This window comes from Chryseobacterium sp. Y16C (genome assembly GCF_022488405.1).
In the GTDB taxonomy this organism is placed as follows: Bacteria; Bacteroidota; Bacteroidia; order Flavobacteriales; family Weeksellaceae; genus Chryseobacterium; species Chryseobacterium geocarposphaerae.
In genome coordinates this window covers 4,222,654-4,236,838 of sequence record NZ_CP092711.1, presented here as the reverse complement: position 1 = coordinate 4,236,838, position 14,185 = coordinate 4,222,654, and the positions used below count along the sequence as shown (strand labels likewise).

The 14,185-nt window shown below is 33.9% G+C and carries 13 protein-coding genes; 2 read left to right on the top strand and 11 right to left on the bottom strand.

The genetic code is table 11. From position 1 onward, the window contains the following. Positions 1 to 411: 411 nt before the first annotated feature. Positions 412 to 669, top strand: coding sequence for a hypothetical protein (locus MKS83_RS19230; protein WP_002981182.1), 258 nt, complete (start codon positions 412 to 414; stop codon positions 667 to 669). A 681-nt stretch (positions 670 to 1,350) separates the two neighbouring features. Beyond that, positions 1,351 to 2,211, top strand: coding sequence for an arsenic resistance protein (locus MKS83_RS19225; protein ID WP_002981184.1), 861 nt, complete (start codon positions 1,351 to 1,353; stop codon positions 2,209 to 2,211). 520 nt (positions 2,212 to 2,731) lie between these two features. Here MKS83_RS19225 and MKS83_RS19220 read toward each other — a convergent pair. The 11 genes from MKS83_RS19220 to MKS83_RS19170 all read right to left on the bottom strand — a co-directional run bounded on the left by MKS83_RS19220 (position 2,732) and on the right by MKS83_RS19170 (position 14,089). Beyond that, entirely contained in the window at positions 2,732 to 5,269 is a 2,538-nt protein-coding gene (locus MKS83_RS19220) for a multicopper oxidase domain-containing protein (protein WP_002981185.1), read from the bottom strand. 81 nt (positions 5,270 to 5,350) lie between these two features. Then, positions 5,351 to 5,821: a heme-binding domain-containing protein gene (locus tag MKS83_RS19215; protein WP_002981186.1), complete on the bottom strand. Its 471-nt coding sequence runs from the start codon at positions 5,819 to 5,821 to the stop codon at positions 5,351 to 5,353. A 1-nt stretch (position 5,822) separates the two neighbouring features. Beyond that, on the bottom strand, positions 5,823 to 6,485 hold the full coding sequence (locus MKS83_RS19210; RefSeq protein ID WP_002981188.1) for a DUF3347 domain-containing protein: 663 nt from the start codon (positions 6,483 to 6,485) through the stop codon (positions 5,823 to 5,825). A 37-nt stretch (positions 6,486 to 6,522) separates the two neighbouring features. After that, entirely contained in the window at positions 6,523 to 7,044 is a 522-nt protein-coding gene (locus tag MKS83_RS19205; RefSeq protein ID WP_002981191.1) for a DUF305 domain-containing protein, read from the bottom strand. Positions 7,045 to 7,054: 10 nt separating this feature from the next. Then, positions 7,055 to 7,933, bottom strand: a complete 879-nt coding sequence (locus MKS83_RS19200; RefSeq protein ID WP_002981193.1) for a DUF3347 domain-containing protein — start codon at positions 7,931 to 7,933, stop codon at positions 7,055 to 7,057. A gap of 217 nt (positions 7,934 to 8,150) precedes the next feature. Beyond that, positions 8,151 to 8,342, bottom strand: a complete 192-nt coding sequence (locus MKS83_RS19195) for a hypothetical protein (RefSeq protein WP_002981195.1) — start codon at positions 8,340 to 8,342, stop codon at positions 8,151 to 8,153. Between the two features lie 283 nt (positions 8,343 to 8,625). After that, entirely contained in the window at positions 8,626 to 9,846 is a 1,221-nt protein-coding gene (locus MKS83_RS19190) for a hypothetical protein (protein ID WP_002981197.1), read from the bottom strand. After that, positions 9,843 to 10,289, bottom strand: coding sequence for a Rieske (2Fe-2S) protein (locus MKS83_RS19185; RefSeq protein WP_240580928.1), 447 nt, complete (start codon positions 10,287 to 10,289; stop codon positions 9,843 to 9,845). The genes MKS83_RS19190 and MKS83_RS19185 overlap by 4 nt, the downstream gene beginning before the upstream one ends. Positions 10,290 to 10,291: 2 nt before the next feature. Continuing rightward, entirely contained in the window at positions 10,292 to 11,494 is a 1,203-nt protein-coding gene (locus MKS83_RS19180) for a di-heme oxidoredictase family protein (RefSeq protein ID WP_002981201.1), read from the bottom strand. Between the two features lie 398 nt (positions 11,495 to 11,892). Further along, entirely contained in the window at positions 11,893 to 12,972 is a 1,080-nt protein-coding gene (locus tag MKS83_RS19175) for an endonuclease (RefSeq protein ID WP_002981203.1), read from the bottom strand. Positions 12,973 to 13,291: 319 nt separating this feature from the next. After that, the gene (locus MKS83_RS19170) at positions 13,292 to 14,089 is read right to left on the bottom strand and encodes a phosphatase PAP2 family protein (RefSeq protein WP_123901653.1); all 798 of its coding nucleotides are present in this window, start codon (positions 14,087 to 14,089) and stop codon (positions 13,292 to 13,294) included. Positions 14,090 to 14,185 lie beyond the last annotated feature (96 nt).

The window sequence follows — 14,185 nt, the reverse complement described above, 5'->3', positions numbered from 1 at the left end:
TTATTGCCTCAATAGGTTGTACCCTCCTATTGTATCGTGCATGATACTATTTTGTAAGCAGGGCTTAGATTGTAATGTAGAGTGAACGAACAGCATTGGAATTAAAAACAGCGTGGACTCACTACATCATCGCTTGTACTAGAGGTATCGCCAAACACCTTGCAACAAACTCCGTAAGTGAGCCCACGCCGAAGCGTGAGCTACTTTACTTATGGTCTCGTTGCATTTGTTTTGAAAATTGGCGATTTTCTAGTACGAGGTTCTAAGCAATAGCTTCTATAATTCTTTGAAGTATCGCAAAATTACTTTAATAAGTAATTTGTTCCAAATATAATAAAAATATTTATCATTACCGAATTCGGTAATGATAAATATTGTAATAAATGTGAAATTGCAATAAACAGTGCAATTATGAGTGAATTTAAGACTAACGAAATCAAGAAATTAGTCGCTGAAAGAATTAAAGAAATTAAAGGTGATATGCCTTATTCTAAAATTGCGGCCAAGTGCAATATTACCGCGGCGCGAATTAGTGATGTGTCAAATGATAAGATAGATTGTCAATTAAGCACTTTTATTGAAATAGCAACTGGTTTACGTATTCATCCTAAGGAGCTATTTGACATAGTTTTTGATTTTAAAGAATATTATTCAGAATTAGATAATTGAATCTTAATGAGAGTTTCGAGTTTATGGAAGGCTAAAAAAAATGAATGAATTATTTATATGTATTAGCAAACCTGAAGCAATTTTTAAATTTAATTGAATAAAAAACAATAATTATCTTAATATATGAAAATAATCGATGAACTTAAAACTGGAAACATTTTTGAGCTGGCAAATACGAGTCATATTCCTATCGAAAGTATATTTAGCACAAAAGATTAAAAAAAATCTCTAAGAATTCCATTTTGTCAATTTTATCTACTAAAGAAAATTACAATTATTCAAAACCGAAGTTAATTTGATGTTATTTTACCTACCCTACTAAATTGGATAAATCTTAATTTAAAACGTGTATATTTTCTAATAAGATTATTGAGAGGAGAGAACTAAAAAAAGTTTTTGCATATAAATTCCTTGGAACATACAAAGTTATTAAACTGAATAGAATGCTTTGATTTTTATACTTTTGCAATACCTGTCAATGGATGAAAAGGTAAAACTTAATTAAAAACTAAAGTTGTTGACGGTATTAAAACAGAATTGAATTTTAGTATTCAATCTAAAAAAATTTGCTATAACTAATGATTACTAAAGAAATACTCGAAAAAAGACAAATTGGTATATATATAGCCACACTTTTAATAAGTGCTATTATTGGACTGAATTGGGGTAATAGCAAAATTCTTGAGACACTATACAATTGAACCAGTTATTGGAATTTTGCTTTATAGTATGTTTTGTCAGATACCATTTTTGAAACTAAAAAAAACATTTCAAAATCCGTCTTTTTTTAAAGCTCTTTTACTTGGAAATTTCGTACTGATACCATTACTTGTTTGGGTTTTAATAAATATATTTCCTGTAACAATTGTAATTAGTGTTGGCGTTCTTTTAGTTCTTTTGACACCTTGTATAGATTATGTAATTGTATTTACGTTCTTAGGAAAAGGTGATTCTCAATCTGTCCTAGCTTCAACACCCTTATTATTTATCATTCAGATGTTGTTGTTACCCTTATTTCTATGGATTTTCTTGGGAAGAGAAGTAATCAACATAATCCAAATTACTCCTTTTGTTAAATCTTTTATTTACTTGATAATTATACCTTTTATATTATCAGTTTTAACGCAGACAGCTTCAAAAGCTAACAATAAAATAGGAAATACAATAATGGACTTTTCGAGCTGGTTGCCAGTTCCATTTATGGCGTTGACATTTTTTGTTGTTACTGCGTCTCAAATTTCATCACTTTACAATAATCCTGAACCGATTTTAACTGTTATCCCTATTTATATTGCATTTGCCATATGTGCGCCATTTATTGGTATGCTATCATCCAAAATATTTAAGGTAAATCTTTATGGAACAAGGGCAATAGCTTTTTCGACAAGTACGAGAAATTCATTAGTTGTTTTACCTCTAGCACTTTCTCTTCCTTCCCCCGATAATCAATTAGTTGGAGTGGTAATTGTAACTCAGACCATTGTAGAAATTCTCTTTGAACTGATTTATATCAAAATTATTCCTTACATTATAAGAAGATAATCGAATTAGCTTTGCAGTTAATTTGAAATCTTATTATATTTTAAAAAACGAGTTAAGAAGTTTCTTTGCATTCTATGCAAAAAACAAGGTCGCTTTGATTGTAAAAATTTAGATATTTGTATAAAAAAAAAAATATCTTGTCCTAAAAGACCAACAATTTTTCAGATATCTTAATAAAAACATCACAAAGTAATGATATCAAAACACTAATACATCTTTTTGTTTTTATATCTATACCTAGATTACTTATATACAACCTACATCTCTTTTACTCAAGCTAAGAAACAGTCTTCAGCTATCAATCTCGATAATTCTGTTTCTAATTTTGCAATATTTAACTATGAAATCAACTCATTTAGTTCCGAAACATTGATTTTTTTTTAAATCAAACAATGCACACAGATCAGCGGTTTTCTGAAACTGTTATTTGTTCTGAAAATAACTATGCATTGTTTGAATTAGTATAATTAAGGTTCTGTTATTGTAAACATTTTTAATAGTTCATTTTTCCAGCTGCTATTTAGTATGTAAATGCCATTCCTACACCAAAACCCATATCACTATCATAATGTGTACGGATACCAATGTTTTTGGTAATGATGTATCTAAGTTCTGCCATATATTCCATATCAGTGTTTACCATAAAGCCTGCTCTTAATCTTTTTGAAATCGGAATATCTTCACGCATTAATGACAGACGTACAATGCCATCGTGATAGACTTCTGCCTGAAAATTAACCAACATTGGCAAAGTGTACATAAAACCTAGACTAAAAGCTCTGCGTGTATCTTTTTCATTTTTCTGTCCAAATAAATTTGTTTCGTGCTCATCCATACCCATTTTTCGGTAACGCCAATCATAACCGATGAATGGCATAAACCATTGCATTTTACCAATGTATCTACCTAAGTGTGTTTCTACTTCATAACCGTGCATATCATTATAACCTAGACGCCATTCTGTACCTAAACTCCATCTTGCGTTCTGAAGCATTGCGTCACCATCATTTCCATTGGTTGCAAAATCATTCTGTGCCATAAAATGAGGCATATTACTCTCTCGCTGCAACATATTATATGCCTTCTCTTTGTCAGGTAAATTAGGATTTTGATAATCGTCCACTGCAAAAACTCTGTTCATTCCGGACATCATATGATAAAGGATATGACAGTGAAAAAACCAATCTCCTTCTTCATTCGCTAAAAACTCAATGGTATCTGTTTCCATCGGCATAATATCCAACACATTTTTCAGTGGAGATTTTTCGCCTTTACCGTTAATCACTCTGAAATCGAACCCGTGTAAGTGCATAGGATGTCGCATCATAGAATTATTATAAATGGTAATACGTAGAATTTCACCCTTTTTGACAGGTATTTTATCAACTTCTGAAAGAATTTTATTATCCATACTCCACACATAGCGGTTCATATTTCCGGTAAGTGTAAATTTTAATTCCTTTACCGGAGCATCTTTGGGAAGTTCTGTATTATAGGGCGATTGTAGCATTGCATAATTCAGGGTTTTGATTTCTCCTAAAGCATTTGCATTGTAACGGTTGGGGTCGTTATCCATATTCATACTCTCGTGCTTGCTATGGTCTGGTTTTTTCCCTGACAATCCCGTAATTTCAGGATACATCACAACATTCATATCCATTTGATTCAGGCTCATTTTCATTCCCATATCATCTAAATCACCATTCATCTTCATCATATCGTTCATCATCTTCATCCCTTCAAAATATTTCAATCTTGGAAGCGGTGATATTAATTGTTTGATACCATTACCCACAAAATAACTTGCTGATTGTGTGCGGTCTTCGGTAGTGGCCGAAAACTCATAGGCAACGCCGTCATCAGGAATGGTTACTACAATATCATAAGTTTCGGAAACTGCAATGATTAATCTATCAACCTCCAGAGGCTCTACATCGTTTCCATCATTGGCGACTACTGTAATTTTACCTCCTGCATATCGTAACCAAAAATAGGATGAAGCCCCGCCGTTTGATACCCTTAGTCTTACTTTATCTCCGGCTTTTAGTGCTTTTCCATCAACGGTTTTTAAATCGGTAGTAGGATTACCGTTGATTAATATCTTATCATAATAGACATCGCTTACGTCCATTGCCAACATACGTTTCCATTCATTGGTTAATTTTGTTTTAAAATGTCCTTCTCTAATAGCTTCCGCATAAGATTGTGTTGCTCCTTTTTTTATAGCCGCCCAATCGTTGGCATTATGCAGCATTCTATTAATGTTATTGGGATTTAAATTTGTCCATTCGCTTAAAATGATGGGCACAGTTGGCAAATCATCTATTCCTTCTCTAAAGGTTGTATCATCATCACGCTTTTTCATTATAAAACTTCCGTACATCCCAATCTGCTCTTGCAAGCCCGAATGTGAATGATACCAATGTGTACCGTGTTGGATAATTGGGAAACGATAAGTATAAGTTGTACCTGCCTTAATGGGCTTTTGAGTAAGCCAAGGCACGCCATCTTCCTTATTGGGTAAGAACACACCGTGCCAATGCAATGATGTGCTTTCTTTTAATTGGTTATGTACTACAATTTCGGCTGTATCGCCTTCAGTAAATGTTAATGTAGGCATTGGAATTTGACCATTTACGGAGATGGCTCTTTTTTCTTTACCTGCATAGTTTACAAGGGTATCTTTAACAAATAAATCGTAGCGAACAGTTTTTGGTGCAGTGGCTTCTACCCTTCTTTTTAGAGTTCGAGGCATTTCAATAGGCATCGACATATTCTGCATTTTGTCTACCTTTTTTGGCTGCTCCTTTGTGAGATTCGGCATTCCAACGTTCTCTTTGTTTGATGACTGTTTTACCGTTTTAGCCTTTTCTTTTATTAATTTCATACCACACTTTGGGCAGTTACCTGGTTTCGTGGCATGTATTTCGGGATGCATTGAGCAAGTATAAGTTATTTGCTGAAACTTTTCTTTACTCATATCCATAGCTTTCATATCTTGTGCTTGTAAACAGGAAAATGCAGAAAGGATGAATAATATTAGTGTTATCTTTTTCATTGATTATTTTTATTGATTTTAAAAAAATTGCATTTATGGCAACATTGCGTGGTTTTCTGCTTTATATTTTACGCATTGTTTTTAATTTATGGTCGAAAGGCTATCGGCTGTCTTGCTAATCCAATCTATGACGATTTTTTTTTGCCCCCGTGAAAGCTTTGCATTGCTATGCAATATTTTATAAGAAGCTAACGGCATTTCATCGTTTTTAATTTGGTTTGCTATTCCTTCCAATTTACTTATTTGCCTTCGCCTACCTAAATTGCCAAATTCACTAAAGTTTAATTTTTCTTTTCCTCTACCAATATGCCTTTTCATAAACAATGCCATAGGTTGAATATCCGAATACCAAATATTTCTTGTGTTGTTACTGTGGCAATCGTAACATGCATTTTGTAAAATGCTTTGGACATTTAATGGAACGTCATAAACTTTTTCAAAATCTGTTTCGTAAACCTGCCCCTTGTTTACATTGAGGGCAGGCTGGTAAAACTGTATAGCAATAAAAATAAACAGCACTATAGGCAAAATTATCTTTAATACTTTTTTCATTTTAGAATTCCTTTTTCACAGAACCGCAGGTAAGCATTTGGCTACCGTAATAAGGATTTTTAATTACCTTTGCTTCGCTAATCCAAACAGCTCCTTTACCATCATTATACATTGGGCAGAAGTCTTGATACAATTTTTGAGTAGAGCCAAACAATGTGATAAGGTCTGAAATATCTTTACTCATTAATGCCAAATGCTCTCGTTGGTGACCTATTTTTCCGGCATTGGCACCAATATGTTCGGCATGTTCTTTGGCATCGTCAGCAATGTCCATATATTTTTTGTACTTGTCGGCAGGAATGGCTTTCATATTTATCTGATTAAATGTTACCAATAATTGCTTACCTGCATTGGCTGCTGCTTTATCATTATCTCCTACAAGTGCATTTTTTAATGCCAAATAATCTTTTATTATGGGCGCTATAGAGAAGTTTTGAACCTTGTCTTTTACATCTTGTTTTTCAACTTTTTCCGTCATCGTGTCAATTGATGCAGTTGTACTTGCTGTATCGCTTAGCGTTTGTGTTTCAACTGGTAGATTTTCGGAATTAATACTAGTATCATTAGCTTTTGTTTCCGTATTTTTATTTGATGACTCGTTGCACGAAATTGTGGCAACTGCAATTGTAGCCGTTCCTATGATGGAGAATATTAAATTTTTCATTTTAATGATTTTAAATAATAATGTGTAATTTTTTTTGTTATTTATTTTCAAATTCTTTAAGCTTTCGCTTCATAAATTCGATTTCTTCTGCTTGGGTTTTGAGTATGTCTTTTTGCAACTGTATCAGTTCGGGGTCAGTAAGGTTTGCTTTTTCAGACATTAATACTGCCGCTGCATGGTGTGGGATCATACCTTTTACAAATTCATTATCACCAACAAATAACTGCTTCCGAATACCAAACCATGAAAAGATACCTATTGCAGCTGAAAGTATGATAATACTCCAATTGATTTTCGTGTTTTCGTACATACCCTTCATTATCCATAATTCTATTATCAACATTGCAGAAACCATTAGCAAAGTCATATATAAATTATTAATGTTGGGTATAAGATTGTTTAATCCATCAATCATTGCATACATTATAAAATACATTGCTGCGAACATAACAACCGCCATAATTGCAAAGCGTTTGTACATTGCCAAAGAATGTTTAACACTATGTACTTCATTTTTAATACTAGGTTGCATTTCGTGTTTGTTTTCAATACCTTCCATAATTCCGTGGTTATTTGTTGTTTATGATTTCTTGTACGCTGCCACAGGTAAGCATTTTAGAGCCATAATATGGATTCTTAATCGCTTCTTCCTTGCTCAGCCAATTTGCTCCTTTCCCGTTATTATACATCGGGCAATGCTGATAATATACAGGGATCTCCTGCTTTGATGCCTTAGCCAACTCATACATATTCTTAGAAAGCAAAGCGAATGCTTCCTTTTGTTGTGCAACATTTTTAGAAGCAGCAATCTTTTCGGTATTTGAAGTCAAGTCTTTCATTACTTTCATCCAAACGGTATGCTCTTCGGTAGAAAGTTTTACCATTTCTATCGCTTTGATGGCTTTCACCAATTCGGCAGCTTTTGTGGATGAATTGCCTGCATCAGTTTTTACCAAAGCATCTTTCACTGAAAAATAATTATCAAAAATAGTTTTCAATTGTGGTGCATTTTGGGCATCGGCAGTTTTTGTTGTTGCCATTTCGTTATGATTTGCGTGTTCGTTTTTCATATCCATACCTGCATCATTAGATTTTGCGACCGGTTTTAATTCCCTGCTGTATTGACAACATCCTGAAAGTTTAGCATACACATCATCCGGAGCTAAAAACTTTTCGCTGTCATAGCCTGCCAAAGCAATACGTTTCAATATTTCATCCTGATTGGTCTTACCGCTGTCATAAGTGAGTTTAGCTATTTTTGTGTCTTCATTCCATTCTACACTGGCTACCTTATTCACATTGCCTGCTTTTTCGATAGTGGCTTTACACATACCGCAATTGCCGTAAATTTTCACGGTTTCTGTTTTCGCATTCTTGAGTTGTGCGAAACTGTTTATTGATGATAGTAATACGGCGATTACCACCATTATTTTTGATAATGATTTCATTTTGAAAATTTTTAATTTAATAAGAAATACAAAAGGGGTGCGAAAACCGGATTTGGTTTTCGACAAGACATAACTTTGGCTGTAAAGCCTCCGTTTTAGCCTATTTTAGGTGGTTGCCAAATGGATGAGTAACCTAAAGAATAGTTGACTTGTTCAAACCCGAATTTTTGCTTTTTGTTTTCAGCAAAAGGGTCTGTTATATTTAAATCAAATGGTATTAGTAAGCTGACAAAAGATGAAGTAGTACTGCATCTGCAAGAGCTGTGTTTACAATTGCCATCGCAGTTGTTACCATCGTCACATTTTTTATCTGACTTGTACTTGCAACTGTCTTTGTAGTGCAATTTTTCAGATTTTTCTTTTGAGCAGGATTTTTTTTCAGTGCTTGTTGATTTTTTGGAACAGGCATAGCTTTGAAAGGGTATCAAAAAGAAACCCAAACAAAATAGTGTTATCACACTCGTATATATTCTTAAATTTTTCAACATAACAAATTTACAAATAAAAATATATTTTCAACAGCTTAGCTATATATATTTCAACTTCTTAGTAAAATTTCACCCAATGCTCTTGATTAAAAATTTAAATTATCCAATAAAAAATTGAAACTCTCATACTTAAATTCCTCACCTATTATTTCATTTTATCTTTTATATATAAGATATTTTTGCGTAAAAAATATCTCCCAAAAATTAAAAATAGGTAGAAATTCCGAAACTGAAGCCTGTCGTGGTTGATGAAGGATTTGCAAAAACATCTTTTTGTTTCTGAAATCTGTAATTAATTCTAAAAACAGTCTGTGCATTTGGTCTTAAACTAATTGCAGGCATTACACTCCATAGGTCATCTCCAATTTTGCTGTTATTTTCTCTAAAGTGGCCTACATTCCAATCTATATATTCAAAACGGCAAGCAACATTAACAACAGCTTTTTCCCAACTTAGAATTTTTCTTTTAACTACGGGTTGCACAATATCAATAAATCCTCCATATTGTCTATCCCCATATTGCTGTGTATAAGTTTCAGGAACATCTACTTTTACCCATGCCCATTCCGCAGTAATAAAAGTTCCCAAATTTGGAAGTGTATTATTATAATCCAATGCAAATACCCTTACACTTCTTTTATCATCGATCTGGAGACCATCATCCTGAAATTTATTATAAATACCTCCCATATAAGAAACTCCAATCTCTCCTGCTTTTTTATGTCTTGTAGCAATTTTGGCGGTTAAAAGAGGGATGCCACTGTTGATTTCTTCAAAACGTTCCGGATTACTTTTGGCAGCGGGCAAATAAGTTTTGTTCTGACTATTATCAATAATTGAATTATCAAAATTTCCGGAAAGATAGGCTTCATAGCCAATCATCCAATCTGCTTTATACATTTTTCCATATAACCCAAAGCCGGCGTTGCTAAATGTTGCAGGCAACATTTGTGTTGCTGATATAGGACGATCAGTAAATTCCCATTTCGGACCATCATGATTTTGGTTGAAAGCCCCAATTGGATTCATGATAATTCCTCCTCGCAAATTAAGCAGGGGATTGAGCTCCACATCAATGGCAGCAAATTCAATATTAATCTCTTTACCACCTTCTTCCCATTCTAGTTCACTAAGAAATTTTATTTTGGACGAAATTGAAGAAGATACGAAAAGTGTCGTTCTTCGTAATTGAAATTGATGTCCTTCTGATACGCCGTCGGTACTGATGTGCTGCCAGTTGACTTCTGCATAGCCTCCGATAGAGACAGGTACTTTTCCTAGGCCTAAGAAAGGGCGTGTGTAGACAGCATCCATATTTAAAGATTGGGCGCTGTCTGCAGGAATTCTTTTTAATAGCTCAGTATCGACCTGTGCTATGGTTGTTTGAAATATTAAAAATACAGTAAGGTAGAGGATTTTTTTCATACGGGTTTCTTTAAAGAAATTTTCAAAAAATCGAATTCTATGTACACCGGAAATTTTCTTAGTGCCCTATCAGCAGGGCCATTTTGTACATGCCCTTTATTGGTAAATTCGCTACCGTGTGCAGGACATTGGAGCTTGTCTCCAAACACTTGTAATTGGCTTCCCTGATGGCTACATTGCATCCATAGTGCCTCATATTCGGTTTCTGAAAAACGAAATACGCAGATAGGATATTTCAGGATATCATTTTGAATGATGATATAAGAACGTTTTTTATCTGGATATTTTGCTTCCACAAAATCTACCAAAGGCAATATAATGTAATCTTCTTCAATTGTTCCAGCAACTATTTTATTGCTTATACACCCTGAAAGAACGATAGGAAGTGCAGTAAGCCCCAAACAGGCAAAACCACATTTTTTTATAAATTCAAGTCTGTCCACTTTTATAATGATTTTAAAAATTTAATAATAGCTTCTTTCTCCTGAGATAATAACTGCATGTATTTATTTTTGCTATTTGTAGCTTCTCCACCATGCAGTTGTATAGCTTCCTCTATACTTTTTGCTCTACCATCATGCATTAAGAAATATTGCCCCCCTTGTGATTTTGGTGATAAACCCAGTCCCCACAATGCAGGAGTACGCCATTCATAGGTCTTTGCAGATCCTTCTGTATATCCATCATCCAAAGCATTGCCCATATCATGAAGCAATAGATCTGTGTATGGGTAAAACTTTTTATTTGATAATGCTGAAATTGAAGATGATGAAGTTTTTAATTCCGGGACATGGCATTTAATGCAACTTATTTGGGTAAATAGAGCCTGCCCCTGCTTAACACTATTGTTTTCTGGATCTCGTTGAATCGGCGTTTTTAATGTACGCAGATAAAATACGACATCTGCAATGGTTTTGTCAGAGACCTCTGGGTCAATGTTCATTCCTGAATAAACATCTTGAGGATTAAATGTTGAAGCAATGCCCATATCTTGATTATAGGCATTAACAGTCTGTTGAAGTAAGCTGTATGTGGATGCTTTTTTACCAAATCGTCCAATATACTTTCCTTCTTTTGGGATAGCAAAGGGGAATGGCGCTTGATACCCTGGAAGCACTATGTAATTTGGAACTCCTGAAATCCCATCATTATCTGCATCAAAAGGATCAGCCATTGCCAAGATATCTGTATCGGATACCAATTCAATAAAACCCAATCCTGTATTTGCAGGCGGAGTAAATTTGGAAAATGTCGCTCCGAAAGGAATTGTCTCCGGAGTAAAACCCGGTATCGCTCTATTCTGTAATTGGGGACCACCTAAATGTAAAAATAAATTACCTGTTTCGTCAACCTGCCCAAAACGAGTCAGCGTAGAAAAAGGTGTGCCCTTTCCGTCACCGGCATGACAACTGCCGCAACTTGTTGCTACAAATGTAGGCCCAAGCCCTTTTTCAACTGTGAAAATTTCATCATTAAAAGCTATATCTCCTTTTAAAAATTGCTGGTTTTCAGCATAAGACAAACCCTCAATTGGACCATCTAGTAATTCACCTTCGTCTATTGCTTCCGGATGAAGGTTATCACAAGCCTGCACGATAATAAAAACAAGATAGCAAAGTACAAAAACAGATAAATATCTTTTACTCACGATTATTTTTTTTACAAATATAAATAAATTGTTAGACTAATCTAACAATTTGTTTATATTAATCTAATTTTACTGTGATATTTAATCTGGATTTCGGTTTTTGAACTTTTATCTTATTTAACACAGAGTCATATTCCAAAAATTTTAAAAGAGTTCTACTCAGAGTAATCGTAATAGAAGATTTTTATAGTGTAAGAAACGGAGGTATAATTCTGTCCAAACTTTTTTTGGCGACGCATACAATTAATTACTAGATTAAAAAAGCAAAGAGGCTGTCCGAAAAGTTTGGACAGCCTCAATTTTTGCTGGTTTTATTTGTGCCCCAATACAGGAGGAGTATATGAATATTTGATTCTCAGAAGGTTTATCTGACTTTTAGGACACTTCCTTTTGCTTTTTTAATCTTCTATAATAAATTTTGTATTGCTATTATCTAATTTAAGAAAATAAACTCCTTTTGGTAGATTTTTCAAATTAACTGTATTCCCATTCTCAAATGGTTTTTCAATTGTTTGAACATTTTGTCCAGCAGAATTAATAATTAATGCAATTTTAAATTTTTTCAAATCTTTTTCGCCAGTTACTCTTAAGACATTTCCTCTAACTGGATTTGGAACAATGGTTAGATTTTTAGATATTGATGAAACATCATCTACACCCATATAAGCTCCCCAAATCAGCGCAACAAATTCAGGGCGGTCTATATATGGATTCCTATTTCCCTGATATGTGAAAGCTGCATTATTTCGTGCTATTTCAAAAGCTGAGACTGGATCTCCATCATTCCACGCAAGTAATTGTTTGAGTTCCCAAGTTTGAAGACCTGGAAATGCCACAGAGCCTAAAATGTTTCCATTGCTGAAACCAGAAAGTTGTGTTTCATATCTTGTTACAAAATATAAAATCATTCTTGCAATATCTCCCTTAAATTCATCTATTGGTTCAAAAACAGTACCTGCGTAGCCTGCGGAAGCCGAACTTCCTAATTTTGAGCCATTTAATGAAGTAAAAGAAACCGTTCCTACTTTTCCAAATGGGTAATTTGATCGCATTCCGTTTACTTTGCCATCAGTTGGTGTCACAAAATGGACATCAGATCTCATTGGTAAGTTTTGATTAAATAAGCTTTGTGGTACTACGTGCTCCCTGTTATAACAATCTCCTTCACTGCTGTAATTACCACACTGGTTAGAACCGTGGTTATAGTTGTATGGATCTGATCCAAGTGGATTTTCTGAATACATATCCATTACAGTTCCGTCGTTTTCATAAAAATAATCTCGGTCTGTAGTTTGAAATGCATTTAATAATCCTGCATACCCTTTGTCTTGGTGCCCATTGGTAATTATTGTTTTAAGTTTTGATTTTAGGGTTGCTCCAGAAAGACCTGCTGTTCCGTCATAATAATTCGTTGGTGCTTGTGCAGAGATTGTACAAAATACAAAGCCCGTCAAAAGATTTAGTAATAATTTTTTCATGCTAATGTTAAAAAATAAAAGGTTAATAAAAGTTGTTTGAATGAATTTTTGTTTGGAAAATATTGTTTGGAGAATACTTAAGTATTATTCAGAAAATGATACATTGTATTTTAACTATTTAGAGTGTGTTTGATGGTTAGATGGTCTGGGATGAATTTTTGTATACTTAACACTAAATTTATAAGTCTGATGTATTATTAGCAAAAGAAAAAAAAGGGCACAACATATCAGATAAAAGATATCCTTTGAGGAAACCCTATGTTTACTATTACGTATTGCTTTTCTTTTTAATGTCCTTTTAAAACTCATTATATTACTTTTAAAAGGACAATTGATAGTTTAGCCCCATCATATTCGTTTTATCAAATTTTTGATAAAATGGCGAAATCATCGAAGCAGACTTACCCTTGCTGATGTTAAACAAAGAATTGATTTTGGGATATAACCAATAAGCTAGTTCTGTTGACAATATCCCAACTCCAGCACCTGCAAATACATCAGTTACCCAATGTTTGTTATTGATTACCCGGTATACACTTGTAAAAACCGCAAATGAATATCCCGATATTCCAAGCCAGTAATTGGTGTCCTTATATTCACGGAATAAAAAGTGGGCAGTCGAAAAGGCAACAGCAGCATGTCCCGAAGGAAACGACATATTATTGGATTTATCAGGTCGCTCTTCTCCGATTAATTTCTTACTTGGAAGTACAATAGCCGCTGTCAAAGCCTGGCTGGTTGCAAAAATAATTGTTCTTTCTTTAAAATTATGTTTACCCTTCATCCCTGCTAAATTCAAGGCATACACCATTGCAGCAGGGACGTACTGTGTATAATTATCCAGTTTTGAATTGGACAAATTATGTTCGTTCACTTCTCCCCTAACATCACGATCTATTTCTTTCATCTGAGGAACAGCAAAACTGATGGCTCCGGCTGTAATCAAGCTTGCCGGGATAATTAATTTCTTGTAACTTAATTGATGATGTTTCAGATCAGATACCTCTAAAGAATCATAGTAATCTACAGTATTTAACTTCAGACTGTCTTGTGCTGAGGCTAAACAACAAATCTGCATCAATATTATGAGCATATATTTTTTGAATAAATTTGTCATGGGAATATGCATTTTGATTTAATTTCTGTAATTATTTCTGAACATAGTTATTGCTGTTCCGATATAAAATCGGAATAAAAACAATAGAATTATATT

What these genes read in the sequence shown, in the direction of transcription:
- MKS83_RS19230 (WP_002981182.1), top strand. Translation starts at nt 412, where the DNA reads ATGAGTGAATTTAAGACTAACGAAATCAAGAAATTAGTCGCTGAAAGA.
- MKS83_RS19220 (WP_002981185.1), bottom strand. Translation starts at nt 5,269, where the DNA reads ATGAAAAAGATAACACTAATATTATTCATCCTTTCTGCATTTTCCTGT.
- MKS83_RS19215 (WP_002981186.1), bottom strand. Translation starts at nt 5,821, where the DNA reads ATGAAAAAAGTATTAAAGATAATTTTGCCTATAGTGCTGTTTATTTTT.
- MKS83_RS19210 (WP_002981188.1), bottom strand. Translation starts at nt 6,485, where the DNA reads ATGAAAAATTTAATATTCTCCATCATAGGAACGGCTACAATTGCAGTT.
- MKS83_RS19205 (WP_002981191.1), bottom strand. Translation starts at nt 7,044, where the DNA reads ATGGAAGGTATTGAAAACAAACACGAAATGCAACCTAGTATTAAAAAT.
- MKS83_RS19200 (WP_002981193.1), bottom strand. Translation starts at nt 7,933, where the DNA reads ATGAAATCATTATCAAAAATAATGGTGGTAATCGCCGTATTACTATCA.
- MKS83_RS19195 (WP_002981195.1), bottom strand. Translation starts at nt 8,342, where the DNA reads ATGCCTGTTCCAAAAAATCAACAAGCACTGAAAAAAAATCCTGCTCAA.
- MKS83_RS19190 (WP_002981197.1), bottom strand. Translation starts at nt 9,846, where the DNA reads ATGAAAAAAATCCTCTACCTTACTGTATTTTTAATATTTCAAACAACC.
- MKS83_RS19175 (WP_002981203.1), bottom strand. Translation starts at nt 12,972, where the DNA reads ATGAAAAAATTATTACTAAATCTTTTGACGGGCTTTGTATTTTGTACA.
- MKS83_RS19170 (WP_123901653.1), bottom strand. Translation starts at nt 14,089, where the DNA reads ATGACAAATTTATTCAAAAAATATATGCTCATAATATTGATGCAGATT.